This window comes from Alsobacter sp., assembly GCF_059501845.1.
On the sequence record NZ_JCACDK010000009.1, the window covers coordinates 23,499 to 47,224 of the forward strand.

Below are 23,726 nucleotides of genomic sequence, written 5' to 3' on the forward strand. Positions count from 1 at the left end.
ATCCAGGAGAAGCCTGGCCTAGAGCGGCTTCAGCGCGGCTTCGATCGTCGCGCGGTGGGGCTCCAGGAATGGGGCCAGCACCAGCTTCTCGCCGAGCTTGTCGGCGGGTTCGTCGACCGCGAAGCCGGGGCCGTCCGTCGCGATCTCGAACAGGATGCCGTTGGGCTCGCGGAAGTAGAGGCTCTGGAACCAGAACCGGTCGACCTCGCCGCTGTTGGGGATGCCCATCGACTTCAGCTTCTCGGCCCAGCCATGGTACTCGGCCTCGTCCGGCGTGCGGAAGGCGACGTGGTGGACGGCACCGGCGCCCTGGCGGGCCTCCTGCAGGTCGCGGCGCTCGATGGCGTGGACCTCGGCGGCCGGGCCGCCTTCGCCCATGGCGTAGACCCGCGCCTTCTGGCCGGAGCCCTCGGGGTCGTCGTACTCGCGCACGGGCTCCATTCCCATCACCATGGTGAGCACGAGGTGCAGGCGCCCGAGGTCGCGGACGGTGAGCGTCACCGGCCCAAGCCCGCGGATCTGGCGATCGGCCGGAACCGGGCTCTTCTCCCACGGATGGGCGTTGCCTGCCCCGCCGTCGTCGACGAGCGACAGGCGCTGTCCCTCGGGATCCTCGAAGTCGAGCGTCGCGCGCCCGTCGCGCTCGACAATCGGCGCGGGCGTGACGCCATGCTCCCTCAGGCGGTCGGACCACCAGGCGAGTGCGCCCTCCCCCGCGACGCGCAGGGCCGTGCGGGAGATGCTGTTCGTGCCGCGGGTCTCGCGCGGAACCGGCCAGTCGAAGAAAGTGAGGTCGGAGCCGGGCGTCGCCTCCTTGTCGGCATAGAAGAGGTGGTAGGCGCCGGGGTCGTCCTGGTTCACGGTCTTCTTCACGAGCCGCATGCCGAGCGGGCCGGTGTAGAAGGCGTGGTTGCCGGGTGCATCGGCCGAGACGGCGGTCACGTGGTGCAGGCCGAGGAGCTTCATGGGTTTATCCTCCAGGGAAGTGGCCCTGATGTAGGTTCGCCCGCCTGTTGCGCCATGCGCAAGGCCTCCGGCTACCGCTTGCACGAACGCAAACTCGGTGTGCGAAGCCGGTTCGCGCAGAGCGGGCCGATGGAACTCGAACAGGGCCGTAGGGTTGTCATGCCGAACCGCGCCGGCGCGCGCCACTTCGCAACTCGTTACCGGAGGGATGCAGCATGTCCATGCAGGAGAGCGGCGAGCACCGCGACGTCACGGCCTTCTTCGCAACGCGGCGTGCCGCAGACAAGGCCACCGAGAACCTTCGCAGCGCCGGATTTGGCGCCGACCGGGTCAAGATCGAGGAAGGCTCCCGCTCGGGATCCTCGGCCGCTGGCTACGTGGTCCGTGTCGCCGTGATGGGCGAGGAGTTCGAGCGCGTCACGTCCATCCTCGACGATGAGGCCACCCTTGCGCTCGACGAGCGTGGCAACCCGTCCAATGCTATCGGCGAGCGTGTCCAGGACACGGTCTCCAGCGTCCGCTCCTCGCTCGAGGCGGGGGCCGAGAAACTCCGCTCCGGCGCCGAGCGTCTCACCGGGCATTCCAGCGACGACCTCGCCGCACAGGCCCGCGACACGGCCAACCAGGCCCGCGCCGTGGCCGCCAATACGGGCGGTGCCGTGGTCGACTATGTGAAGTCCAACCCGCTCCTGGCACTCAGCATCGCGTTCGGCGTGGGCATGCTGATCGGCGGCTCCCGCCGCCGCTGACGGCCTTTGTCGAATTGAAGATTGGGGCGGCGTGGATCTCCACGCCGCCTTTTTCTTATCGTCAGGCTGCCGGACATGTTGCGCGCCTGCGGGTTGCACGGCCCAGGCTGCTCCGCTGAGCGGCGCACCTCAAAGGCGGTTCACAGCGCACCGAATTCATGCATTCATGAAGCGCCGCCAGAGATGGCCGACGCAACGCGATCGGCTGCCTGCGGCAAGACCCAAAACGGGTCCAAGGACGGCCACTCGGCCTCGGCCGGCGGGACCGTCCCCGTGAGGAAACGGCAGAAGGACGGTCCGACGTGGCGCACACGAACACGTATCCCAAACTGCACAATGCAATGTGGCCCGGCCTCGTCGGCAAGGGCCCGGACAGCGAGCCCGGCATCGGTCTCGACGAGATGCTCGACCTCACGGCCGCGGCCAACGTGAACGGCCAGAAGTTCGACGGCGTCGACCTTTTCGTCTCCGACCCCCATGTCAGCATCGATTCCACCGACGCGGACCTGCAGAAGCTGGCTGACAAGGTGCGCGGCTACGGTTTCGCCATCGGATCACTGGTCGCGCCGGTGTGGCCGCCTACCGGAGGCGGCTCGGCCATGGGCTCGCCCGAGGAAATCGACCGGTTTCTCACCCAGGTGCGCAAGGCGTGCCGCATCGGCAAGGCGCTGAAGGAGCTTGGGGTACGCCCCTACGGCCTCGTGCGTATCGATTCCTCGACGGGGGTGGAGGCGTGGGACGCCGATGCCGTCGCCAGCCAGCGCAAGATCGCCGACACCTTCCGCCGGGCCTGCGACATCGCCGAGGAGCATGGCGAGCGCCTGGCCGCGGAGGGTGAGATCTGCTGGGGCGGCATGCACGGCTGGAAGCACATGGTGGAGCTGCTTCAGATGGTGGACCGGCCGAAGACGCTAGGCTTCCAGGCCGACATGGCCCACACCCTGCTGTACACGATGGGCTACAACGCCGAGAGCAACCGGATCCTTCCCGAAGGCTATGACTGGAAGGACCCGAAGGTGCTGGACGCTGCCATCAAGGAGATGACGGACGCGCTGCGGCCCTGGACGACCGACTTCCACGTCGCCCAGAATGACGGCACGGTGAAGGGGCTCGGCTATCACGACAAGACCGGCCGGCACTGCCTGCCGAAGGATCCGAACGGCAAGCTCGATATCGCCCGCCACGCCGGCTACTGGCTGCGGGACGGCAACGGCAACCTCACCAAGGCATTCCAGCACATCTGCTGGGATGGCTGCATGTTCCCCAACACGGTGATGCGCGATCCTCAAACGTGGACCGATATCCTGGGAGCCATGGTCGCCGTGCGCGACGCCCATGGCTGGCAGCAGTGAGGGCGGACCGATGAGCGCGAAGAAGCCTCTCAACATCGGCGTCGTCGGCTACGGCTTCATGGGCCGCACGCACGCGAACGCCTTCAGCCAGGTCGGCCATTTCTTCGACCTTCAGCACCGGCCGGTCCTGAAGGCGGTCTGTGGCCGCGACAGGGCAAAGATCGACGCCTTCGCCGACCAGTGGGGCTATGAGAGCGCCGAGACGGACTGGCGCAAGCTCGTCGACCGCAAGGACATCGACGTCATCGACATTGCCAGCCCCAACGACACCCATTTCGAGATCGCCATCGCTGCCGCCAAGGCGGGAAAGATGGTGATGTGCGAGAAGCCGCTGGGCCGCAACGCTTCCGAATCGGAGGCCATGACGAAGGCCGTCGAGGTGGCCGGCGTGGCCAACATGGTCTGGTACAACTACCGGCGGGTGCCGGCAGTGACGATGGCCAAGCAGATCGTCGCCTCCGGCCGGCTTGGCAAGATCTTCCACTACCGGGCGCAGTTCCTGCAGGACTGGACGATATCGGCCGACCTGCCGCAAGGCGGCGCAGGCCTCTGGCGGCTCGACGCGGGCGTCGCGGGCAGCGGCGTGACGGGGGACCTGCTGGCGCACTGCATCGACACGGCGATGTGGCTGAACGGCGGGATCGACTGTGTCTCCGGCATGACCGAGACCTTCATCAAGGAGCGCCAGCACGTCCTCACCGGCAAGAAGGAGAAGGTGGGCATCGACGATGCCAGCGCCTTCCTTGCCCGTTTCGGAAACGGCTCGCTGGGCCTGTTCGAAGCGACGCGCTATGCGCGCGGTCACAAGGCGCTCTACACGCTCGAGATCAATGGCGAGCACGCCTCCATCGCGTGGGACCTGCACGACCTGCATCGCCTCTCCTTCTTCGACCACAAGGACGAGGGTCCGCTGCGCGGCTGGCGGTCCGTCCACATCACCGACGGCGACCATCCCTACATGAAGCATTGGTGGGTGCCGGGCCTGCAGATCGGCTACGAGCACACCTTCATCCATCAGGTCGCCGACTTCATTAAGGGGCTGGAAAGCGGCAAGCCAGCCGCCCCCACCTTCCGCGACGCGCTGGCGACCGACCGGGTGACCGACGCCGTTCTGGCCTCGGCCGCATCCCGGAAATGGGAGGACGTGTCGGAGGGCTAGCCGGGTCGAGGGACCCAGGGGCCGGCTCACGACCGGTCCTCTTTGCTCCTCGCAGGCATTGCTGCAATGCAGCAAGAACAAGCTTCGAAGAACTGGTGTAAAGTAGCGTCCGGCGTTCCGAAGCAGCACTTGCGTGAAATGCAGGAAAGTTGCATTGCGGCTGATTGCTGTGCATCAAATCCTGATGGGCGTACCGCAACACAGAAATCTCTTGGGAGAGAGGGACTTCGACTTGCGCTTGGGAAGAAACACAGTTCTAATCCCGTCCCGCGCCCGTGAAGAGGCGTAAAGCCCGGCAACAAGACCGGCCAGTCGATGATCCAGGGTTGAGGTGTTCGGGGAGGACACATCAGGATGCAGCCAGGCGGCAAGTTCGCGCTCCGATTGCAGAAGGTGACGAAGGCTTACGGCCGCGTGACCGCTCTGCGTGACCTTTCGTTCGAGGTCGAGGAGGGACGCTTCTTCGCGCTGTTTGGTCCAAGCTCCGTCGGCAAGACCACGACCCTCAGGACCATTGCGGGCCTCGTGATCCCGGATTCGGGCCGCGTGGAGATCGGCGGTGTCGACATGACGGCTGCGCCGATCATGAGCCGCGGCGTGTCGATGGTGTTCCAGTCCTTCGCGCTCTATCCCCACCTCACGGTCGCGCAGAACTTCGCCTATCCGCTCAAGGAGAGCGGCGTGCCTGCCGCCGAGATCAAGAAGCGTGTCGGCGAGACGGCCGAGATGCTGCGGCTTTCGCACAGGCTGGAGCGCAAGCCGAACACGTTGTCCGGCGGCGAGCAGCAGCGTGTCGCGCTGGGGCGGTCCCTGATCCGCCGGCCGCGCATCCTGCTGCTGGACGAGCCTCTCACCAATCTCGACGCCAAGCTGCGCCACGAGATGCGGGCCGAGCTGAAGCGGCTGCACCGGCAGTTCGGCATGACGATCGTCTACGCCACGCCGGACGAACTCGAGGCCCTGTCCATGGGCGACGAGATCGCCGTGATGCGCGACGGGCACGTGGTCCAGCGCGGCACTCCCGACGAGCTCTATCTGCAGCCGTCCGACCTCTATGTCGCGTCAAAGATCGGCTCGCCCACCATCAACGTGGTGAAGGGCTCCGTCGGGGCGGGCGGCGCCAGCGTTCAGACGGCTTTCGGCTCCTTCGGCCTGCCGCGGCCGCGTGCCTCCGCCCAGGGCGGGGAGCAGGCGCTGATCGGCATCCGGCCCAGCGACATCCGCGTGGCCAGCCCCGGCGAGAGCGCCGTAGCGAGCCGCATTCACCTCATCGAGCCGCTCGGAGACGTGACCGTCGTGTCACTGGAGAGCGGCGACACGGCGTTGCGCATCCTGCTGCCGGAGCAGCAGGCGGCGCATCTCAAGCCGGGCGACGACCTTCCGGTCGTCATCGATCCGGCGAAGATCCACGTTTTCCGTGCCCAGGACGGTTCGGCAATGCTCTGAACGGTTCCGGGACGGAAACGGGGTCCATCCAGGGAGGGAAAAGCAACCCATGGCACGCAAGACGAGACTCTACGTGACAGCCGCGATGACGGCCACCGCGGCTCTCCTGACCGCCGCAGGCGCGGCGATGACACCGGCATCCGCCAAGGAAATCGTGCTGCGCATGGCCGTGCCGGATTGGCCGCCGACCCGCATCATGAAGGAACTGGCCGACAAGAACTACAAGGCTCCGAGCGGCAACACCGTCCGCCTCGAGCCGGACTTCATTCCCTGGCCCGACTACTACACCCGTCTCGCCGCCTCGCTCACCTCGGGCGAGAAGAAGTACAACATGGCGGTTTCGGACAGCCAGTGGCTCGGCGCCTTCATCGAGGGTGGCTACTACCTCAAGATCAACAAGTTCGTGGATGCCGACCCGGGCCTGCAGGAGGTCTTCAAGGAGCTGCATCCTGCGGTCAAGAACGCCTACTCCACCTATCCCTACAAGTCCGACAACCTGTACGGGTTCCCGCAGTTCCCTGACATCCTCGTGAACTACTATCGCAAGGACATCTTCTGCGACGAAACGGAGCAGAAGAACTTCCAGGCGAAGTTCAACTACAAGCTCCCCTGCACGCCGGAGGAGATGGATAACGTCGACTGGAAGCAGTACGAGGACTTCGGGAAGTTCTTCCAGCGCAAGAAGGGCGAGCAGCTCGCCGGCAAGGCGCTCGACGACGACTTCTACGGAATCTCCTACCAGGCCGGCAAGGCCTACGACTTCTCGTCGATGCAGGTGAACGGCTTCGTCTGGCAGTACGGCGGAGACATCTGGGACGAGACCAAGGCACCCAAGGGCAAGGCCATCGGACAGGTGAACTCCGAGGCGTCCGTGAAGGGCCTCGACAACTACCTGCGGCTTCTGCAGTACATGCCGCCGGTGGTGAAGACGGGCTCGATGGACATCTTCAAGACCGACGAGCTCTGGCGCGAGGGCAAGACGGCCTCGAACATCAACTGGATCGGCTTCGCCGAGAGCTCGATCAACCCGTCCACGTCGAAGGTCGTCGACAAGATCGCCTTCGCCCAGACCCCGGGCGTGCGCGGTGCGGACGGCAAGATCACCCGCTGGAACAACATCGGCGGGCAGCCCTTCGTGCTGATGACCTGGAACACCGACGAGACCAACAAGGAAGCCCTGGACTTCGTGAAGTGGTGGCTGTCCAAGGACGTCCAGATCTCCTTCGCGAAGGCCGGCGGCCAGAGCGCGATCAAGTCGGTGTATACTGACCCGGCCTACAACACGTTCCGTCCCTGGAACCGTGCCTGGGCGCCGCAGCTCGACTGGCAGAAGGACGTCTGGCACGTGCCGGTGTTCTACGAACTCCTCGTGCAGCAGCAGGAGCAGTTCGACAAGGCGATCACGGGCCAGCAGGACGCCAAGGCGACGCTCGATACCATCGCCAACTTCCAGGAGAAGCTCCTGAAGGAAAACGGCCTCATCGAGTGATGACTGCAGGCCGCGCGGCAGGTGTCCGCGCGGCCTTTCTCACCATGTTCCCGGCGCCCACGCAGGGCGCCGGTCCAGCAGCGGCTCGGGACAGCTGATTCATGACCGATACACTCCGGACGGCTCCACCGGCGCCGGCATTTCTATCGCTTCGCTGGTCGAACTGGCGGCTCGCCCTTCTCGTCGCCATCGTCGTCAGCGTGGTGGCCATCGCGACCCTTCCGCCGGCAGCTTCGTTCTGGGTGACGGGAGCCGCCGTCACGCTCGTCGCGCTGTCGCTGGTCGTGAACGCGTGGGGCCGCCACACCGGCGGGCTTCTCGTGGCACCGGCCATCGCGATGCTCTTCGTGATGAACATTTTCCCGCTGCTGTGGTCGTTTGGCCTGAGTTTCTTCAACTACCGCGCGAACCGAGCCGCCCCGCCAACTTTTGCGGGCCTCAACTTTTACCAGAAGGTCATCACCGACCCCGTCGTCTGGGAGCGCCTGCACACGACCGCGATCCTCGTGATCCTCACGGTCACGCTGCAGATGGTGATCGGCTTCCTGCTGGCCATGCTCTTCGCCAAGCAGTTCCCGCTGCGGCGCTACCTGCTGATCCTCGTGCTCACGCCGATGATGCTGTCCTTCGTCGCGGTGGGTGCCTTCTTCCGCTACTATTACGAGCCGACCTTCGGCTTGCTCAGCCAGGCGGTGCGCCTGTTCACGGGCGAGCCCTACATCCTGCTCAAGACGACGCAGGGCGCGATGGCGGGCATCGTCTTCGCCGATGCGTGGATGTGGTCGCCCTTCGTCATGCTGCTGGTGCTCGCGGGCCTCGTGAGCGTGCCGAAGTACCTCTATGAGGCGGCCGCGATCGACCGCGTCTCGTCCTGGCGGCGCTTCTGGTCGATCACTTTCCCCTACATCCGCGGCTTGCTGATGCTGGCGCTGCTGTTTCGCACCATCGAGGCGTTCAAGCTGTTCGACGTGGTGTTCCTGCTGACCGATGGCGGGCCGGGAACGTCGACGGAGACGATCGCGGTCTACGTCTACCGGGTCGCCTTCCAGTACTTCAAGACCAGCGAGTCGACCGCCCTCGCCTACATCCTGCTCTTCACGGTCATCGTGCTGACCAACCTGTACCTCTACCTCGCCAACCGGCGGGCCAAGGAAGCGTGACCATGGCCGACAGCGCAGACCAGACCATCCTCGAACGCCTCGGCCTGCAGCGGCAGCATGGCGTGGGCGAAGCCGGCTGGGGCTGGACGGTCCTCGCCGGGGTCATCAGCCTGATCTACTTCTTCCCGGTGCTGTGGATCATCCTCACCGCCTTCAAGACGCACAACGATGCGCTGGCGGTGCCGCCGAGCTTCTTCTTCACGCCGACGCTGGAGAACTTCATCAACGTGTTCAGCCGCGCCTACTCCACCGGGGCGGCGGCGCAGGACACGGGCTTCAGCCTCTACTTCTTCAACTCGATCTTCATCGCCGGGACCAGCGTGCTGCTGGCGCTGATCATCGGCACGCTCGCGGCGTTCGGCTTCTCGCGCTATCCGCTGAAGGGGAACGACACCTACCTCTTCATCATCCTGACGACGCGCATGCTGCCGGCGATCGTGGTGATCATCCCGATCTTCCTGATGTTCCGCATCGTCGGACTTTCGGGAACCTACGCCGGCATCATCCTGCTCTACACGGCGTTCAACCTGCCCTTCACGATCTGGATGATGAAGAGCTTCTTCGACGAGCTTTCGCCGGACGTGGAGGACGCCGCCCGCCTCGACGGCTCGACGGACAGGCGCGTGTTCTTCAAGATCTGCCTGCCGCAGGTAAAGGCGGGTCTCGCCGCCACCGCCGTGTTCGGCCTCATCCTCACCTGGAACGAGTTCCTGTTCGCGCTGCTGCTGACGGGCGTGGAGACGCGCACGGTGCCAGTCGCGATGGCGCAGACCATCGGCGGCGACATCGGCGTGCGCTGGGGTCTGCTCGCCGCCATCGAGACGCTGTTCCTCATCCCTGTCATCGTCGTCACCTTTGCTCTGCAGAACCATCTGCTGCGCGGCGTGACGTTCGGCACCATCAAGCGCTGAGACGCCATGTCGACGATCGAACTCAAGAAACTCACAAAGCGCTTCGGCAGCTTCACCGCCGTGCGTGACGTCGACCTGTCCGTGTCCGCGGGCGAGGTGGTCTGCCTCCTCGGTCCCTCCGGCTGCGGCAAGACGACGACGCTGCGCATGATCGCGGGCCTGGAGCGCGCCACCGCCGGCGATGTGACCATCGCGGGACGGCGCATGAACGACCTGAAGCCGGAGGACCGGGACATCTCCATGGTGTTCCAGTTCTACGCGCTCTACCCCGCCCTCACGGTTCGCCAGAACATCGCCTTTCCCCTCCATTACGAGCGCCCGAGCGCCGACGAACTCGAGCGGCGGGTGGGCAAGGTCGCTGACATCCTGCATCTGCGTGAGGTGCTCGACCGCCTTCCCGGCCAGATCTCGGAAGGCGAGAAGCAGCGCGTCGCGGTGGCGCGTGCCATCGTGCGGGACCCCAACTGCTTCCTTTTCGACGAGCCGCTGTCGCGCCTCGACGTCGAGCTGCGCCAATCCATGCGCAGCCAGATCAAGGAGGTGCTGTCGGGGCTCTCGAAGGCGACCGTGATCGTGACGCACGACCAGCTGGAAGCGCTGACCATGGCCGACCGCATCGCCATCATGCGCGAGGGCATCATCGAGCAGCTGGGCTCGCCGCACGACGTGTTCGCCAAGCCCTCCAACGTCTTCGTGGCCAGCTTCATCGGGACGCCGCAGATGAACCTGATCACGGGGAAGCTGCTCTCGGTGCAGGACGGCAAGGCCGTGCTGAACGTCGGCGGCGAGGAGATCCGGCTTCAGGTCGATCCCGCCGCAACCCGTCTCGGTGCATCCGACGTCACCATCGGCATACGCCCGCGCGCCTTCAGCGTGGCGGATGCGGCGGCCGGCGACACCATTGTCGCCACCACCGAGCTCATCGAGCCGATGGGCGCGGAGACGCTGGTGCATGCGCGCGGCGCGGCCGGTCAGGACCTTCGTGTCGTCGTGCCGCGCGACCGGCGGATGAAGATCGGCGAGGTCGTGCATCTGCGCTGCGACCCGCGCCAGACCCATGTGTTCGACAAGGGCGGAAAGGCGGTGCGCTCATGAGTGGGGCCACACCAAAGGGCGGCATGTCCGTCCGCACCGCGACGCGGCTGGAATACGGGATCATCGGGCTCGGCGTTCTCGCCCTGCTGCTCATATTCCAGCCCTTCAACCTCACGCTGTTCAGCATCGGCTGCGTGCTCGTCGTCGTCGCCGGGCTGATCAACAACCTCCTCCCGCTGTGCGAACCGGGCTATCCGCTCTCCGGCGTGATCCGGGTCGGGCTGATCGTGCTGGGCATCTTCTTCGTGGTCGTGGCGGTCGCGATCGGGTCCGCCCTGCTCTACGGCGTCTATCTGCGCAGCATGCAGGGCGGCTGACAGCCCGCCTCCCCCGGCGCAGGAACCGGGCGGCGAGACCGCCCATCGGGCCGCATGGCGGCCACCCAGGACGTCCGCACAGACGGACGGAACAACGACAAGGAGAAGTGCGATGCCGGGCAAGAAGATCCTGATGCTGACCGGGGAATTCAGCGAAGAATACGAAATCTTCGTCTTCGAGCAGGCGATGCATGCGGTCGGGCACACGGTTCACGTGGTCTGCCCCGGCAAAAAGGCCGGCGAGAACATCCAGACCTCGCTGCACGACTTCGAGGGGCACCAGACCTATACCGAGAAGCTGGGCCACTACTACACGCTCAACAAGACGTTCGACGACGTCAACCCGGCCGACTACGACGCCGTCTATTCGGCAGGCGGTCGTGGACCGGAATACATCCGCATCAACCCGAAGGTGCAGGCCATTGTCCGCCACTTCCACGAGACCGGGAAGCCGATCTTCACGATCTGCCACGGTGTGCAGGTGCTGATGGCGGTTGACGGGGTCCTCAAGGGCAAGCGCTGCGCGGCGCTTGAGTTCTGCGAGCCAGAGGTGCGCCTCGCCGGTGGTATCTATGTCGACGTGCCGCCGAACGGTGCGCATGTGGACGGCAACCTCGTCTCCGCCAAGGGCTGGCCAGGGCTTGCCGCCTTCATGCGCGAGTGCCTGAACGTGCTGGGAACGCGCATCGACCACAGTGAGCCCGTCCAGCTGCGCGGCGCCGCGTCCTGAAACGAGCTGACCGGCCCCCGGGCCGGTCTGGCACGAGCGTCTTTGCGAGGAGCGCAGCGACGAAGCAATCCTGGCAACCGCCATAAAAGGCGAGCAGCCATGGATTGCTTCGCGTTGCTCGCAAGGCCGGCCGCGGTCAGGCGCCCACGCCCGTTCAAGTCGCTGAAACAAGGAGCGTCCCCATGAGCGGCGACGGCAAGGCCGTCTATGTCGTCGGCACATTCGACACCAAGGGTGCCGAGCTCGACTACGTCGCAGGGCTGCTTTCGGCCGCCGGGCTGCGGGTGGTCAGGGTCGACATCAGCACGCAGGGGCGCGGCGCCGCCGCCGAGGTGACGGCGGACGCGCTGGCCGCGCACCACCCGGACGGCGCGTCGGCCGTCTTCGAGGCGGGAGACCGCGGCCTGGCCGTGACCGCCATGGGCGAGGCACTGCGGCTCTACATCGCCTCCCGCGAGGATCTCGGCGGCATCATCGGCCTCGGCGGCTCCGGCGGCACCACGATGATCGCACCCGCGATGCGGGCGCTGGCGATCGGCACTCCGAAGGTGCTCGTCTCGACCCTGGCGGCGGGCGACGTGTCGCCCTATGTCGGGCTCACCGACATCACCATGGTGTTCCCGGTCACCGACATCGCCGGGCTCAACAGGCTGTCGCGAAAAGTGCTGGCGAACGCCGCGCACGCGCTCGCCGGCATGCTGCTCAACCCGGTGCCGGAGAAGGCGGACGAGCGGCCGGCCCTGGCCGTTTCCATGTTCGGCGTGACCACCGCCTGCGTGCTGGAGCTCAACAGGCTTCTCGAGGATCGGTACGACTGCCTCGTCTTTCACGCCACCGGCAAGGGCGGGCTCGCGCTGGAATCGCTCGTCGATGCCGGACTGGTCGCGGCCGTGGTGGACGTCACGACGACCGAGGCAGCGGATCACCTGCTGGGCGGCGTCTGCACCGCCGGCCCGCATCGGTTCGAGGCCTGCGCGCGCACGGGGACACCCTGGATCGGCTCCCTCGGCGCCATCGACATGGTCAACTTCTGGGGCCCGGAGACCGTGCCGCCGCGCTATGCCGGGCGGCATTTCCACGTCCATAACGCCAACGTCACCTTGATGCGCACGACCCCCGAGGAAAACACGGCCATCGGGACCTGGATTGCGGGCAAGCTGAACCGCCATGACGGGATCGTGCGGCTGCTCATCCCGGAAGGAGGAGTTTCCGCGCTGGACGCCGCGGGCCAGGCGTTCCACGATCCGGTCGCGGACGCCGCGCTCTTCGACGCGATCGAGAAGACGCTGGTGCAGACCGCGCGGCGCAGGCTGATCAGGCTGCCGCTGCATATCAACGACCCGCGCTTCGCGGAGGCCCTCGCGGCCGAGACCCGCGACGCGCTGGGCGACACGGGCGCCGCCGCGACGGCGTGAGGGAAACGAGATGGCCGAGTTCTACGACGGCATCGACGACAAGCTGCGCGCCTTCATCGAGGACCAGCCGGTGTTCTTCGTCGCCAGCGCGCCGCACGAGGGCCGCGTCAACATCAGCCCGAAGGGCATGGACACGTTCCGCGTGCTCGGGCCGAACGAGGTCGTCTACCTCGACATGACCGGCAGCGGCAACGAGACGGCAGCGCATTTGTGGCAGAACGGCCGGATCACGGTGATGTTCTGCTCGTTCACCCGCAACGCCCGCATTCTGCGGCTGTTCGGCCATGGCCGGGTGGTGCCCGCCGACGGCGCGGAGGGCCGCGACCTCGCCGCGCTGTTTCCTGCCTACACGGGCCTGCGCCAGTTCATCCGCATCTCGGTCGCGCAGGCGCAGACTTCCTGCGGCTACGCCGTGCCCGAAATGAAGCTGGTGAGCGAACGCGACACGCTGCAGAAGTACTGGCAGGCCAAAGGCCCGGAAGGCGCGGCTGCCTACCGGGACGAGCACAATCGCGAAAGCATCGATGGCCTGCCGACCGGCTGGGGCGAAACGCCGGGTTGACCGGCAGTGTAGTCGGAAAGCGGCCGCCCACAGCGCACCCTGCTCTGGCCATGGGTACCTCTCCACCCTAGGTTCCGCTCAGGCCGGTCCTGTCCGGTCGTCCGGAGCCACGCATGCCCAGTCGCCGCCAGTTCCTCGCTGCCGCCTCCCTCTTCGCCCTGAGTGGGCTTGGGCCCGTTCGTGCCTCCGCCACGGACTGGGCCGGGATCCTGCGTCAGGCACGGGGGCGCACCGTGTACTTCAACGCCTGGGGCGGGGAACCGCGGATCAACGACTACATCGCCTGGGCGGGACGGCAGACGAAGGAGCGCTTCGGCGTCGAGATCGTGCACGTGAAGCTGACGGACACCGCCAGCGCCGTCTCGGCCGTGCTCGCCGAGAAGACCGCAGGACGCACCCGCGACGGAAGCGTCGACCTCGTCTGGATCAACGGCCCAAACTTCGCGTCGATGAAGGAGAAGGGCCTGTTGCTGGGTGAGTGGGCCGACGGCCTGCCCAACGCCAAATGGCTGGATCGCAAGGGTAAGCCCGGGCTGGCGAGCGACTTCACGGTGCCGGTGGAGGGATATGAGTCACCCTGGAGCATGGCGCAGCTGGTGTTCTACGCGGACCTGGCCGCCCTGCCCTCGCCGCCCCGGTCCATCGCAGATCTGCTCGCCTGGGTCCGCGCCAATCCCGGGCGCTTCACCTATCCCGATGCCTCGAACTTTCTCGGCGCGACCTTCCTGAAGCAGGTGCTGATCACCCGGACGCCGGATCCAGGCAGGCTCCAGGCCGCTCCGGGTCCGGATGCCGAGGCCGCGCTCGCGCCCATGTGGAGCTGGCTCGACGAAGCGCGCCCGAACCTGTGGCGCAAGGGCCGGGCCTACCCCGCCGACAGCGCCGCTCTGCGGCGGCTGGTCGCCGACCGCGAGGTGGAGATCGGCCTCTCGTTCGACCCGGCAGAGGCCGCCGCCTCCGTCACGTCCGGCGAGCTCGCTCCAGGCGTTCGCGTCTGGACGCTGGACGGCGGCACACTTGGCAACGCCAACTTCGTGGCGATCCCGTTCAACGCTGCCAGCCCCGAGGCCGCCATGGTGGTGGCCGACTTCCTGCTCTCGCCGGAGGCACAGGCGCGCAAGCTGGACCCGGCCGTGTGGGGCGCCCTGACCGTGCTCGACGTCGCCGCCCTTCCGCCCGGGGAAAGAAAATGGTTCGCGGCCGTCGATCCCGGGCCTGCCGGGGTCCGGCCCGAACAGCTGGGACCCGTGCTGCCCGAGCCGCATCCGGGCTGGATGACTCTCGCGAGCATGGAGTGGCGGCGTCGTTACGGCGCAAGCTGACCCGGTGAAAGCGTCTCTGGTCCTGCGCCTGCCTGCCCTGGCCGCCGTCGGCCTGCCGGTCGTTGCCGGATTGACGGCCACGCTCTTGCCCGCCTTCGGCTGGTGGCCCGCCCTCGGCGGCACGTCATTTTCGCTTGACCCCTGGCGGGATCTCGCCAGCCAACCCGGGATCGGCCGCTCCATCCTCCTGACGGCCTGGATCGGGCTCGCCTCCACCGTCCTGTCGCTCGCCGCGACGCTGCTCCTGTGTGCCGGCCTGTGGGGCACGCCGGCATTCGCCTGGATGCGGCGGGCCCTGTCGCCGATCCTGGCGCTGCCTCATGCCGCATTCGCCCTCGGCTTCGCGTTCCTGCTTGCACCCTCCGGGCTGGTCGCGCGCGCTTTGTCGCCCTGGGCGACGGGGTGGGACCGGCCGCCCGACCTCCTGATCGTCAATGACCCGGCAGGCCTCGCCATGATCGCCGGGCTGGTGGTGAAGGAAACGCCGTTCCTGCTGCTGATGGCGCTGGCAGCGTTGCCCCGGCTGGACGCGGATCGTTGCGTCGCGGTGGCGCGCTCCCTGGGCTACGGGCCATTTAGCGCCTTCCTGCACACCGTGTGGCCCGGGCTCTACCGGCTGCTCAGGCTACCCGTGCTGGTTGTGCTCGCATATTCGCTTTCGGCCGTGGACATGGCTCGGATCCTGGGCCCGATAGGTCCGGCTCCCCTCGCAGTGGAGGCCGTGAGGCTCGGCGCAGACCCGGACCTGTCACTTCGTTTCGTCGCAGCGGCGGCCGCCCTGGGCGTCGTCCTCGTGGCGGGCACGGCCCTTCTCGCATGGCTCGCCGGAGAAGCGCTGTGCGGCCGGGTGGCACGGCGCGCCGCCTTTGCGGGCAGGCGGCAGATGGGAGATGCGGGCTTCCGGGGCGCCGCGGTCGCACTCGCCCTCCTGCTGTCCGCCTCCGCTGCCGCCGCCCTGGCGAGCCTCGCGGTCTGGTCCTTCGCTACCCGGTGGACCTTTCCCTCCCTTGTTCCGGAAGGTTTCGGCCTTTCCGTGTGGACGAGGCAGGAAGAGCTCCTGCCGCTCTCGGGTGGGACGGCGATGCTGGCTCTGCTCGTCGCCGGGCTCTCACTCGCGCTTGCCATCGCGTTCCTTGAAGGCGAGCGGCGTTCGGAACCCGGGGCCAGCTGGTTTCCTCTGCTCTATCTGCCGCTGCTGCTGCCGGACATCGGGCTTCTTGCGGGGCTTCGAAGCGCCCTGCTCGCAGCCGGCATCGAGGCTCCGCTTGCCGGCGTCGTCATCGCGCATCTCGTATTCGTACTCCCGTACGTCGCTCTGTCGCTGGCCGACCCCTGGCGGCGCCTCGATCCGCGGTACGACGCAGTGGCGGCTTCGATGGGATATGGACCCGTCGCGCGCCTGCTGTTCGTCCGGTTCCCGGTCCTGGCGAGGCCACTTGCGACAGCACTCGCGCTCGGCTTTTCCGTGAGCCTTGCGCAATACCTGTCCACCTTGCTGGTCGGCGGGGGGCGGGTGGCGACGCTGGCCACGGAAGCCGTCGCGCTCGCGGGCAGCGGTGACCGCCGGGTGGCGGCGGCCTACGGCCTGGCCCAGGCCGCCATGCCCTTCCTCGGCTTCGTATCGGCCGCACTCATTCCGGCGTTCCTCTTCCGCCATCGCCGGGGAATGCAGCATTGACCCCCCCTACACTCGAGCTTCGCCGCCTTTCAGTGTCGTTGGGAGCGCGGACGCTGGCGTCCCTCGACCTCGTCGTTCCGCCCGGCGTCGTGGCGACAGTGACGGGTCCAAGCGGCGCAGGGAAGTCGACGCTCCTGTCGGCGATCGCTGGGACTGCGGCGCCCGCCTTCACCGTGGCCGGAGAGGTGTGGCTCGGAGACAGCCGGGTCGACCATCTTCCTCCCGAGCGCCGCCGGATCGGACTGATCATGCAGGACGGTGTGCTGTTCCCGCATCTCAGCGTGGCCGGGAACGTGGCGTTCGGCCTCGCCGGTTCGGTTCGCGGCCGAAGCGAACGGGCACGTGTCGTCGAGGAAGCGCTCGCGGCGGCGGACCTCGCAGGCTTCGGCCCGCGCGACCCCGCCACCCTCTCCGGAGGCCAGAAGGCCCGTGTCGCACTGATGCGGGCCCTCGTGGCCGAGCCACGGGCGCTTCTTCTCGATGAACCTTTCGCGGCGCTCGACCCGGACCTCCGCGGCCGGTTCCGGAGCTTCGTCCTGGAGGCCCTGCGCGCGCGCGACATCCCCGCGATCCTCGTCAGCCACGATGCCGAGGACGCGGAGGCCGCAGGAGGTCCGGTAGTCTCGCTTGGAGATGGCCAGTGACATGAAGCGCAGCCTCGCGGCCGCCGCGCCCCGGGCGTGACTCAGGAGAAAATCCGGTCGCCGTTCTGGTCGACGATCTGCCGGGCCTTGTTGAGGGAGAAGTCCTGCGCCTCGTCGAGGCTCGCGTGCTTTTCGGCCCGGATGAACTTGTGTTCCTTCACGCCGGTGTCGAAATCCTTCTCGATGCGCCCGGCCGTCCGGTACTGGCCCTCGTCCTTGAAGGGCGTCGCGTAGAGCCGGTAGCCATTGTACTCCGTCGCCTCCTCGGGCGCGGGGCCAGTTCCGGACCAGCCTCCACCCATCACGGACCCGAGCAACGACTTCAGAAACGACGCCATCATTCCTCCGCGTCTGCGGCTCCCTGTTCGGGGCCATCATAGCGGGGCGGACTTGCGCTCACCACTGCGCAGAGGCGGATCGTTCCAGGCGCTGCGGAGGGCGTCAGCCCGCCAGGGCGTACGCCATGGCAGCGATGCCTACGAGGATGAGGCCGAGGCCGAGACCTCCGAGCACGGCGAACCAACGTCCCGTCAGATGGCTCGTCTGGCGTGTCGCGCGAGGCATTCCAGAAGTGTCTCCCCGGGAGACACGTTAGCCGGACGGGGCGAACTTTGCTTTAATCTGCATTGGTTTGGAGCAGATGCTGCAAACCCGTCCACAGGTTGCAGACCCGCCGGAATAAAGCCGCGATTGCGGTTACCCTCGCGGCGGCCGGGGCATCCGGCTTGCGAGGACGACGAAGATGATGGGGACCGTGATCCAAGACCTCCGCCACGGCCGGTTGGCGCGGCAGATGCTGCTCGCCGCGGCGCTCGGGGCAGCGGCTGCGGGGACTGCCGGAACGGCCTTGGCGCAGGATGCGCCGGCACCGGCGCAGGCTCCCGGCCTGATCACGGTCACCGGCGAGGGTGAGGTGACCGCCGCGCCCGACATGGCGGACGTCAGCATCGGCGTCGTCGCCGATGGTGCCACCGCCGCCGCGGCGCTGCAGGCGAACTCGCAGGCGCTCACGGCGGTCATCGATGGATTGAAGAAGGACGGCATCGAAAGCCGCGACCTGCAGACGAGCGGATTGTCGCTCGATCCCCGCTACGAGCCAATGCGCAACAACCAGCCCCCCAAGCTCGCGGGCTACCGCGCCAGCAACACCGTCACGGTGCGGGTCCGCGACCTGTCGAAGCTCGGGACCCTGCTCGACAAGAGCGTCGGTTCGGGCGCCAACGAACTGCGCGGCCTGAATTTCGGCCTCGCCGAGCGCGGCGGCCTGCAGGATGAGGCACGCAAGCGCGCCATGAAGGAGGCCATGCGCAAGGCGCAGCTCTATGCCGAGACGGGCGGGGTCAAGCTCGGCGCCCTGCGCGCCGTGGGCGAGGAGGCGTTCGGCTTCCCCGAGCCGAAATTCGCGCAGCCGCGCATGGCGATGGCGGCCGACGCGGCACCGCCTGTCCCGATCGAGGGCGGAGAGGTCGCGATCCGTGCGCGGGTGCAGGTGACCTACGCCATCGCGCCCTGATCAGGCGACCGCGCGGGCAACCGCCGCCAGGAAGCGCGCGCCATAGCGCTCGAGCTTTGACTCGCCGACGCCCTGCACGGCGGCGAGTTCGGTCCTGTCGCGTGGGCGCAACATTGCCATGTCGCGCAGCGTGGAGTCATGGAAGACGACGTAGGGCGGCACGCCCTGCTCCTTGGCGATTGTCATGCGCTCGACCCGGAGTTCCTCGAACACCCGCTGCGCCGGTGCGTCCAGCGCCGCTGCCGCCGCGCTGCGCTGGGCCTTCTGCGTCACCCTCTCGGCCTTGAAGACGCGGTCGCGGCGCAGTGGCACGCGGCTCTCGCCCTTCAGGATGGCGCGGGCGGGGTCGCCGAGCACGAGCGCCCCGTAGCTCTCATGGTCGACGAGGATGGCGCCACAGGCTGCGAGCTGCCGGATGACGGACTGCCACGCCTGCTCGCCGAGATCGGCTCCGACGCCGAAGGTGCGCACGCTGTCGTGACCGGCCCGGAGCACCTTCTCCGAGCCGATGCCGCGCAGAACGTCGATGACGTGCGCGGCCCCGTAGCGCTGGCCGGTGCGGTAGATCGCTGAGAGTGCCTTCTGCGCCGCCTCGGTGCCGTCGAATGTCTCGACCGGCGCAAGGCAGGTGTCGCAGTTTCCGCATCTGCCCGGATGTGCCTCGCCGAAGTGCGCCAGCAGGGCCTGGCGCCGGCATCCCGGCGTCTCGCAGATGCCGAGCAGCGCCGACAGCTTGCCGCGCTCGATGCGCTTCACCTCGTCCGGGGCGTTGCCCTCGTCGATCATCTGGCGCCGGCGGACGATGTCGCTCATGCCGTACATCATCCACGCTTCGCTCGGCAGCCCGTCGCGGCCGGCGCGGCCGGTCTCCTGGTAGTAGGCCTCCACCGAGCCGGGCAGGTCGAGATGCGCGACATAGCGCACGGAGGGCTGGTCGACGCCCATGCCGAAGGCGATCGTGGCGACGAGTGCCAGCCCCTCCTCGCGGCGGAACGCGTCCTGGTTGGCGTCACGGTCCGCCCGTTCCATTCCGGCGTGATAGGGCAGCGCGCGGATCCCCTCCCCGTTCAGGAACGCTGCGATGTCCTCGACCTTGCGGCGGCTGAGGCAGTAGACGATTCCGGTCGAGCCGCGGTGGCGCGCCAGCGTGTCCAGGAGTTGCCGCTTCGGCTTCACGCGGTCGAAGATCTCGTAGCGGATGTTGGGCCGGTCGAAGCTCGTGATGAAGACCTCGGCCGTGTCGAGCGCGAGGCGCCGCCGCAGATCCTCGCGGGTCTGCGGGTCTGCCGTGGCGGTCAGCGCCATGCGGGGCACGCCGGGGAAGCGTGTCGCCAGAAGAGCAAGCTGCAGATATTCCGGCCGGAAATCGTGGCCCCACTGGCTCACGCAATGCGCCTCGTCGATGGCGAAAAGGGCGATCCGGCTGCGCTCCAGCAGGTCGAGAAATCCGTCGGTGACCAGCCTCTCCGGCGTGACGTAGAGCAGTTTGAGGCGGCCCTCGGCGAGGTCGCGCCGGACCTGGCCGGCCTCGGCGCCCGTCAGCGACGAGTTGAGCGCCGCGGCGGGAACACCCGCCTGGCGCAGCGCCTCCACCTGGTCGCGCATCAGCGCGATCAGAGGCGAGACCACGATCGCGCAACCCTCCCGGCACAGGGCGGGCACCTGGTAGCAGATCGATTTTCCTGCGCCGGTCGGGAAGAGCACGACGGCGTCGCCGCCAGCCACGACGTGGCGAACGACCTCCTCCTGCCGCCCGCGAAAGGCGGCATGCCCGAAACTCCGCCGCAGCGCCTCGACCGGATCCTGAACCAACGCTTGCCTCCACCACCGGCCGATTCGGACCGGAGGTGGTGACGCTGCACTTCGAACGGTACGGGCACAAGGCGGAGCCGGCGCGCATCCCGGGAAGGTAAGCCGATCAGGCCCCGCCCGGCGCGATGAAGGCGCAGAAAGTGTGGAAGGACGGGTCGGGGTCGTCGGACTGGACCGGCCAGTTCGGCCCGCCGCTGGCCCGCGGTTTGCCGCACCAGTGGGCCTCGTCCTTGCTGCCGGGCACGGCGGACCAGGTGACCTTGTCGCGCGAGACGAGAACCGTTGCGCCGTACCGGCGGCTCTGCACCTCGACGTCGCCTGTCGCCTGCATGCGGTAGGTTACGGCTTCGCAATCGCCGGTCACCGGATCGCCCCCGCAGCACAGCTTGCCGGCGGGCGAGTAGAGGTTGGAATAGATGTCGTGGGCCATGGCGGGAGCCGCCAGGGTTGCCGCGACCAGGAGCGTCAGGAGTCTCATGGCCTTGCCTCTGCAGGGCCCCCCGACATCAAATGAATGACCCGCGTGGCGAGTTCGACAGGCACGGCCAGTGTACGAAACGCGGCGAAAGCGCCCCGCTCCAGCCACCGCCCGCGCAACTGCGGCAAGTGGGATGGAGGAGGTTCCCTCGCAAGCTACAGCCCGGGCTTGCGCCCACTCGCGTTTCCGGCCCAGATGACATCTCGATGATGGCCCGGAGTGGAGACGGATGAAGACCCAGAGCCTCGTATTCCTGCTGGAGGCGGCGCGCCACGGCAAGATCTCGCGGGCGGCGCACCTGCTCGGGGTCTCGCAGCCGAGGCTGAGCCAGGCGATCACCGACATCGAAACCGAGCTGGGACAGACGCTGTTCGAGCGCACCGGCCGCGGCATCGTGGCGACGCCGTCGGGCGTTCGCGCCCTGGGGATGGCGCGCGACATCGTCGCCGATTTGAACGCCCTCGAGTCCGAGATGGCCAAGGCGGGCGCCGAGCCGGCGGAACACGTGACGCTGGGCCTGCCACCCTCCGTCTGCCACGTGCTGGCGCCGCCGCTGATCACGGCGCTCCGCGAGGCGCTGCCGAGAGCAACGGTGCGTGTGCTGGAAGGCTATAGCGGCGCCATCCAGAAGGCACTGATCGACGGGGAAGCAGACATCGGCATCCTGTATTCCGGCCAGTCGCACACCGGCATGCCCGCCGACCGCGTCCTGGTCGAGCGCCTCGTCCTTGTCGGCGCTGCCGGCGATCCCGCCCTCTCCCGGCCGGCGATCCCGCTGCGCGACGCCTACGCGCTGCCGCTCGCCCTGCCGAGCAAGCGCCACGGGTTGCGGCAGCTGGTCGACAGGGAGGCGCGAGCCCTCGGCCTGACGCTGAACGTGCACATCGAGATCGATGCCATGCCGCCGGCGAAGGATCTCTGCAGGCAGGGCGGGTTCTACACGATCCTGCCGAGCTGCGCGGTTTCGCGCGAGATCGCCCAGGGCATCCTCGCGGCGCGGCCCATCGTCGAGCCCGACCTCAAGCGCTCGCTGTGCCTGGCGACGACGACTGCACGCCCCCTGACGGCGGCGGCCCGCACCGCGGCGAGGCTATGCGTGGCGACTGCCCGCAATCTCGTCCAGAAGGGCGAATGGCTCGGCGAGCTTTGAGATCGTCCGTGCCCTGTCGCGGGCGGCATCTCCGAGCCGCTTGTCGAGCAGGGCACAGAGTTCGTCGATCGCCAGCTGAATGTCCGTCGTGACCGGACGCGCGGGCGACGTCACCACCGACATGGAGCGGGCGGTCTGAACGCCGTCCACCGTGGCCAGCTTGACGCGCCCCGTGCGAACCTCCTCGGCCACCGCGTTCCACGGCAGGAAGGTCGCGGCCAGCCCCTCCGTCACGAGACGGCGCATGAGGACGAAGGACGCGATCTCGTAGGTGACGCGCAGCTTGAAGCCGAAGCTCGCGCCGAGCTGGTCCGCCAACTGGCGCAGGCCGTGCGGCTCACCCGGCAGCACGAAATCGAGCTTCTCCAGCTCGGCGGGCCGCAGCCTGCCGTCCGGCGGGAGGCGCGTCGATGCGGGCACGACGAGGTGGAGCGTGTCGGTGAATGTCGCGGCCACTGTGAGGCCGGTCATGTTGGCGGTTGTGTAGCAGACCGCGACGTCAGCCAGGCCTTCCCTGAGCCATTCGGCGGTGTGTCCGCTGAACCCCTCCGAAACCCGCAACTGAAGCTCCGGCTCCCTGCGCGCGAGAGCCTGAACCAGCGGAACGACCAGGAGGTCGGCGACGGTCGGCATCAGGGCGACGCGGACGACGCGGCCCATGTCGCAGAAGGCCTGGCCTGCCTCGAGAGCGTCGAGCTGGCGCAGGATCATCCGCGCCCGCCGGACGAGAAGCTCGCCGATCGCGGTCGGGGACACGCCCCGTCCGTCGCGATGGAGAAGCCGCGCTCCGTAGCGTTTCTCCAGCGCGCCGATATGCTTGCTGATGGCGGGCTGCGTAAGGGACAGGCGCGAGGCCGCCTCAGTCATGCTGGCCGCGTCGACGACGGCGACCAGTGACCGAAGAAGATCGAACTCGACGAGATCGGACCTGTCCATCCCGCTCCTTACACGCAACGTCGGAACGTCACCCCTTCGTGGAATACAGGTAATCGATGCACCGGTCGACACTTTCCACGTCGGCGAACTTGGCGTCGATGTCGTAGAGGTTCCACGCGACTGCGCCCGGGACGCGATCGCCGATGCACTCTCTGACCGCAATGGTACGGAATCCCTCGGCGAGGCCGTCGCAGATCGTGGTGCGCACGCACGCCGTCGCGGTCACGCCGGTGACGAGGATCGTGTCAACGCCCGCTGCGCGCAGATAACCCGCGAGCGGGGTGCCGCTGAAGGAGCTGGCGCGCTTCTTGAGCATCACATACTCGCCGTCGATCGGAGCGATGCGGCTGTCGATGGCCCAGAGGTGTTCGTCCTTGATGTCGACGGCCTCGACCGGGATCTTGTGGTGCCACAGGCCCATGTCGCTCTTGGGGTCATTGCGGTCCGTGTTCTGGTAGGCCGTGGTGACGTGAACGACGACGTTGTTCGTCTCGCGGAACGCCTTGAGGAGCTTCTGCATCCCGGGGATGATCTGGTCGTCGATGTTTTCGCAGGTGAACGGGTTGCCGGGACGCGTCCAGGCGTTGGCGAGATCGACGCTGATGAGGGCCGGCTTCTTGCCGAAGCCGATACGGCGCTGGAAGCCGCGCTCGCGATAGATGCGGGTGCTCTCGTCGAAGGCCTGCTGCAGGATGGCGTCGAGGTTCTCGATCTTGATGGTCATGGTCGCGGTCCCTTTGCCGCAGCGCCCGGCAGGCGCCTTCTGACCTGCATCAGACACCCGATCGGTCCGTGCGGAAACAGCATGCTGCTCCATTATTCATGCGAAGTGTGCAACAATG

The 23,726-nt window shown here is 67.6% G+C and carries 24 protein-coding genes; 17 read left to right on the forward strand and 7 right to left on the reverse strand.

What is annotated here, in order from left to right:
* Positions 1 to 18 precede the first annotated feature (18 nt).
* The gene (locus AC5JCN_RS07090; RefSeq protein WP_495754336.1) at positions 19 to 966 is read right to left on the reverse strand and encodes a ring-cleaving dioxygenase; all 948 of its coding nucleotides are present in this window, start codon (positions 964 to 966) and stop codon (positions 19 to 21) included.
* Positions 967 to 1,181: 215 nt separating this feature from the next.
* Between AC5JCN_RS07090 and AC5JCN_RS07095 the strand changes: the two genes are divergently transcribed.
* The 15 genes from AC5JCN_RS07095 to AC5JCN_RS07165 all read left to right on the forward strand — a co-directional run bounded on the left by AC5JCN_RS07095 (position 1,182) and on the right by AC5JCN_RS07165 (position 16,995).
* The gene (locus tag AC5JCN_RS07095) at positions 1,182 to 1,715 is read left to right on the forward strand and encodes a hypothetical protein (RefSeq protein WP_495754337.1); all 534 of its coding nucleotides are present in this window, start codon (positions 1,182 to 1,184) and stop codon (positions 1,713 to 1,715) included.
* A gap of 302 nt (positions 1,716 to 2,017) precedes the next feature.
* The gene (locus AC5JCN_RS07100; protein ID WP_495754338.1) at positions 2,018 to 3,067 is read left to right on the forward strand and encodes a sugar phosphate isomerase/epimerase family protein; all 1,050 of its coding nucleotides are present in this window, start codon (positions 2,018 to 2,020) and stop codon (positions 3,065 to 3,067) included.
* A gap of 10 nt (positions 3,068 to 3,077) precedes the next feature.
* On the forward strand, positions 3,078 to 4,226 hold the full coding sequence (locus tag AC5JCN_RS07105; RefSeq protein WP_495754339.1) for a Gfo/Idh/MocA family protein: 1,149 nt from the start codon (positions 3,078 to 3,080) through the stop codon (positions 4,224 to 4,226).
* 354 nt (positions 4,227 to 4,580) lie between these two features.
* On the forward strand, positions 4,581 to 5,672 hold the full coding sequence (locus tag AC5JCN_RS07110) for an ABC transporter ATP-binding protein (RefSeq protein ID WP_495754340.1): 1,092 nt from the start codon (positions 4,581 to 4,583) through the stop codon (positions 5,670 to 5,672).
* 49 nt (positions 5,673 to 5,721) lie between these two features.
* Complete coding sequence (locus AC5JCN_RS07115; RefSeq protein ID WP_495754341.1) at positions 5,722 to 7,161, forward strand: extracellular solute-binding protein; 1,440 nt, start codon at positions 5,722 to 5,724, stop codon at positions 7,159 to 7,161.
* Positions 7,162 to 7,262: 101 nt separating this feature from the next.
* Entirely contained in the window at positions 7,263 to 8,321 is a 1,059-nt protein-coding gene (locus AC5JCN_RS07120) for a carbohydrate ABC transporter permease (protein WP_495754342.1), read from the forward strand.
* A 2-nt stretch (positions 8,322 to 8,323) separates the two neighbouring features.
* Positions 8,324 to 9,232 carry a carbohydrate ABC transporter permease gene (locus AC5JCN_RS07125; RefSeq protein WP_495754343.1) on the forward strand — a complete coding sequence of 303 codons (909 nt, stop codon included), beginning with the start codon at positions 8,324 to 8,326 and terminating at the stop codon, positions 9,230 to 9,232.
* Positions 9,233 to 9,238: 6 nt separating this feature from the next.
* Positions 9,239 to 10,327 (forward strand): ABC transporter ATP-binding protein, encoded by a 1,089-nt coding sequence (locus tag AC5JCN_RS07130; RefSeq protein WP_495754344.1) that lies wholly within the window; start codon positions 9,239 to 9,241, stop codon positions 10,325 to 10,327.
* Positions 10,328 to 10,350: 23 nt separating this feature from the next.
* A complete protein-coding gene (locus AC5JCN_RS07135) occupies positions 10,351 to 10,644 on the forward strand; it encodes a hypothetical protein (RefSeq protein ID WP_495754345.1) in 294 nt (97 codons plus the stop codon).
* Positions 10,645 to 10,756: 112 nt separating this feature from the next.
* On the forward strand, positions 10,757 to 11,374 hold the full coding sequence (locus AC5JCN_RS07140) for a DJ-1/PfpI family protein (RefSeq protein ID WP_495754346.1): 618 nt from the start codon (positions 10,757 to 10,759) through the stop codon (positions 11,372 to 11,374).
* A 182-nt stretch (positions 11,375 to 11,556) separates the two neighbouring features.
* Positions 11,557 to 12,789: a Tm-1-like ATP-binding domain-containing protein gene (locus AC5JCN_RS07145; protein WP_495754347.1), complete on the forward strand. Its 1,233-nt coding sequence runs from the start codon at positions 11,557 to 11,559 to the stop codon at positions 12,787 to 12,789.
* Positions 12,790 to 12,799: 10 nt separating this feature from the next.
* Positions 12,800 to 13,351, forward strand: coding sequence for a pyridoxamine 5'-phosphate oxidase family protein (locus AC5JCN_RS07150; RefSeq protein ID WP_495754348.1), 552 nt, complete (start codon positions 12,800 to 12,802; stop codon positions 13,349 to 13,351).
* A 113-nt stretch (positions 13,352 to 13,464) separates the two neighbouring features.
* Positions 13,465 to 14,673, forward strand: a complete 1,209-nt coding sequence (locus AC5JCN_RS07155) for an ABC transporter substrate-binding protein (RefSeq protein WP_495754349.1) — start codon at positions 13,465 to 13,467, stop codon at positions 14,671 to 14,673.
* A gap of 4 nt (positions 14,674 to 14,677) precedes the next feature.
* On the forward strand, positions 14,678 to 16,351 hold the full coding sequence (locus tag AC5JCN_RS07160) for an ABC transporter permease (RefSeq protein ID WP_495754350.1): 1,674 nt from the start codon (positions 14,678 to 14,680) through the stop codon (positions 16,349 to 16,351).
* Complete coding sequence (locus AC5JCN_RS07165; protein WP_495754351.1) at positions 16,348 to 16,995, forward strand: ATP-binding cassette domain-containing protein; 648 nt, start codon at positions 16,348 to 16,350, stop codon at positions 16,993 to 16,995. Before AC5JCN_RS07160 ends, AC5JCN_RS07165 begins: the two co-directional genes overlap by 4 nt.
* A 41-nt stretch (positions 16,996 to 17,036) precedes the next feature.
* Here AC5JCN_RS07165 and AC5JCN_RS07170 read toward each other — a convergent pair whose 3' ends face one another.
* Complete coding sequence (locus AC5JCN_RS07170) at positions 17,037 to 17,333, reverse strand: HlyU family transcriptional regulator (RefSeq protein ID WP_495754352.1); 297 nt, start codon at positions 17,331 to 17,333, stop codon at positions 17,037 to 17,039.
* A gap of 103 nt (positions 17,334 to 17,436) precedes the next feature.
* On the reverse strand, positions 17,437 to 17,559 hold the full coding sequence (locus AC5JCN_RS07175; protein WP_495754353.1) for a hypothetical protein: 123 nt from the start codon (positions 17,557 to 17,559) through the stop codon (positions 17,437 to 17,439).
* Between the two features lie 178 nt (positions 17,560 to 17,737).
* Between AC5JCN_RS07175 and AC5JCN_RS07180 the strand changes: the two genes are divergently transcribed.
* Positions 17,738 to 18,508, forward strand: coding sequence for an SIMPL domain-containing protein (locus tag AC5JCN_RS07180; RefSeq protein ID WP_495754354.1), 771 nt, complete (start codon positions 17,738 to 17,740; stop codon positions 18,506 to 18,508).
* Here AC5JCN_RS07180 and recQ read toward each other — a convergent pair whose 3' ends face one another.
* Positions 18,509 to 20,320: a DNA helicase RecQ gene (recQ, locus tag AC5JCN_RS07185; protein ID WP_495754355.1), complete on the reverse strand. Its 1,812-nt coding sequence runs from the start codon at positions 20,318 to 20,320 to the stop codon at positions 18,509 to 18,511.
* 106 nt (positions 20,321 to 20,426) lie between these two features.
* Positions 20,427 to 20,798: a hypothetical protein gene (locus AC5JCN_RS07190; protein ID WP_495754356.1), complete on the reverse strand. Its 372-nt coding sequence runs from the start codon at positions 20,796 to 20,798 to the stop codon at positions 20,427 to 20,429.
* Positions 20,799 to 21,027: 229 nt separating this feature from the next.
* On the opposite strand from AC5JCN_RS07190, the gene AC5JCN_RS07195 reads away from it, so the two are divergent.
* Positions 21,028 to 21,948 (forward strand): LysR substrate-binding domain-containing protein, encoded by a 921-nt coding sequence (locus tag AC5JCN_RS07195; RefSeq protein ID WP_495754357.1) that lies wholly within the window; start codon positions 21,028 to 21,030, stop codon positions 21,946 to 21,948.
* On the opposite strand, the gene AC5JCN_RS07200 is transcribed toward AC5JCN_RS07195, so the two are convergent.
* Entirely contained in the window at positions 21,889 to 22,884 is a 996-nt protein-coding gene (locus tag AC5JCN_RS07200; protein WP_495754358.1) for a LysR family transcriptional regulator, read from the reverse strand. The two genes, AC5JCN_RS07195 and AC5JCN_RS07200, sit on opposite strands and share 60 nt — an antisense overlap.
* A 28-nt stretch (positions 22,885 to 22,912) precedes the next feature.
* Positions 22,913 to 23,608 (reverse strand): isochorismatase family protein, encoded by a 696-nt coding sequence (locus AC5JCN_RS07205; protein WP_495754359.1) that lies wholly within the window; start codon positions 23,606 to 23,608, stop codon positions 22,913 to 22,915.
* Between the last annotated feature and the right edge of the window lie 118 nt (positions 23,609 to 23,726).

Coding starts and splice junctions, on each gene's coding strand:
- AC5JCN_RS07140 (WP_495754346.1), top strand. CDS start 10,757: ATGCCGGGCAAGAAGATCCTGATGCTGACCGGGGAATTCAGCGAAGAA.
- AC5JCN_RS07145 (WP_495754347.1), top strand. CDS start 11,557: ATGAGCGGCGACGGCAAGGCCGTCTATGTCGTCGGCACATTCGACACC.
- AC5JCN_RS07105 (WP_495754339.1), top strand. CDS start 3,078: ATGAGCGCGAAGAAGCCTCTCAACATCGGCGTCGTCGGCTACGGCTTC.
- AC5JCN_RS07195 (WP_495754357.1), top strand. CDS start 21,028: ATGAAGACCCAGAGCCTCGTATTCCTGCTGGAGGCGGCGCGCCACGGC.
- AC5JCN_RS07090 (WP_495754336.1), bottom strand. CDS start 966: ATGAAGCTCCTCGGCCTGCACCACGTGACCGCCGTCTCGGCCGATGCA.
- AC5JCN_RS07150 (WP_495754348.1), top strand. CDS start 12,800: ATGGCCGAGTTCTACGACGGCATCGACGACAAGCTGCGCGCCTTCATC.
- AC5JCN_RS07125 (WP_495754343.1), top strand. CDS start 8,324: ATGGCCGACAGCGCAGACCAGACCATCCTCGAACGCCTCGGCCTGCAG.
- AC5JCN_RS07180 (WP_495754354.1), top strand. CDS start 17,738: ATGATGGGGACCGTGATCCAAGACCTCCGCCACGGCCGGTTGGCGCGG.
- AC5JCN_RS07130 (WP_495754344.1), top strand. CDS start 9,239: ATGTCGACGATCGAACTCAAGAAACTCACAAAGCGCTTCGGCAGCTTC.
- AC5JCN_RS07175 (WP_495754353.1), bottom strand. CDS start 17,559: ATGCCTCGCGCGACACGCCAGACGAGCCATCTGACGGGACGTTGGTTC.
- AC5JCN_RS07095 (WP_495754337.1), top strand. CDS start 1,182: ATGTCCATGCAGGAGAGCGGCGAGCACCGCGACGTCACGGCCTTCTTC.
- AC5JCN_RS07205 (WP_495754359.1), bottom strand. CDS start 23,608: ATGACCATCAAGATCGAGAACCTCGACGCCATCCTGCAGCAGGCCTTC.
- AC5JCN_RS07110 (WP_495754340.1), top strand. CDS start 4,581: ATGCAGCCAGGCGGCAAGTTCGCGCTCCGATTGCAGAAGGTGACGAAG.
- AC5JCN_RS07120 (WP_495754342.1), top strand. CDS start 7,263: ATGACCGATACACTCCGGACGGCTCCACCGGCGCCGGCATTTCTATCG.
- AC5JCN_RS07190 (WP_495754356.1), bottom strand. CDS start 20,798: ATGAGACTCCTGACGCTCCTGGTCGCGGCAACCCTGGCGGCTCCCGCC.
- AC5JCN_RS07170 (WP_495754352.1), bottom strand. CDS start 17,333: ATGGCGTCGTTTCTGAAGTCGTTGCTCGGGTCCGTGATGGGTGGAGGC.
- AC5JCN_RS07155 (WP_495754349.1), top strand. CDS start 13,465: ATGCCCAGTCGCCGCCAGTTCCTCGCTGCCGCCTCCCTCTTCGCCCTG.
- AC5JCN_RS07115 (WP_495754341.1), top strand. CDS start 5,722: ATGGCACGCAAGACGAGACTCTACGTGACAGCCGCGATGACGGCCACC.
- AC5JCN_RS07135 (WP_495754345.1), top strand. CDS start 10,351: ATGTCCGTCCGCACCGCGACGCGGCTGGAATACGGGATCATCGGGCTC.
- AC5JCN_RS07200 (WP_495754358.1), bottom strand. CDS start 22,884: ATGGACAGGTCCGATCTCGTCGAGTTCGATCTTCTTCGGTCACTGGTC.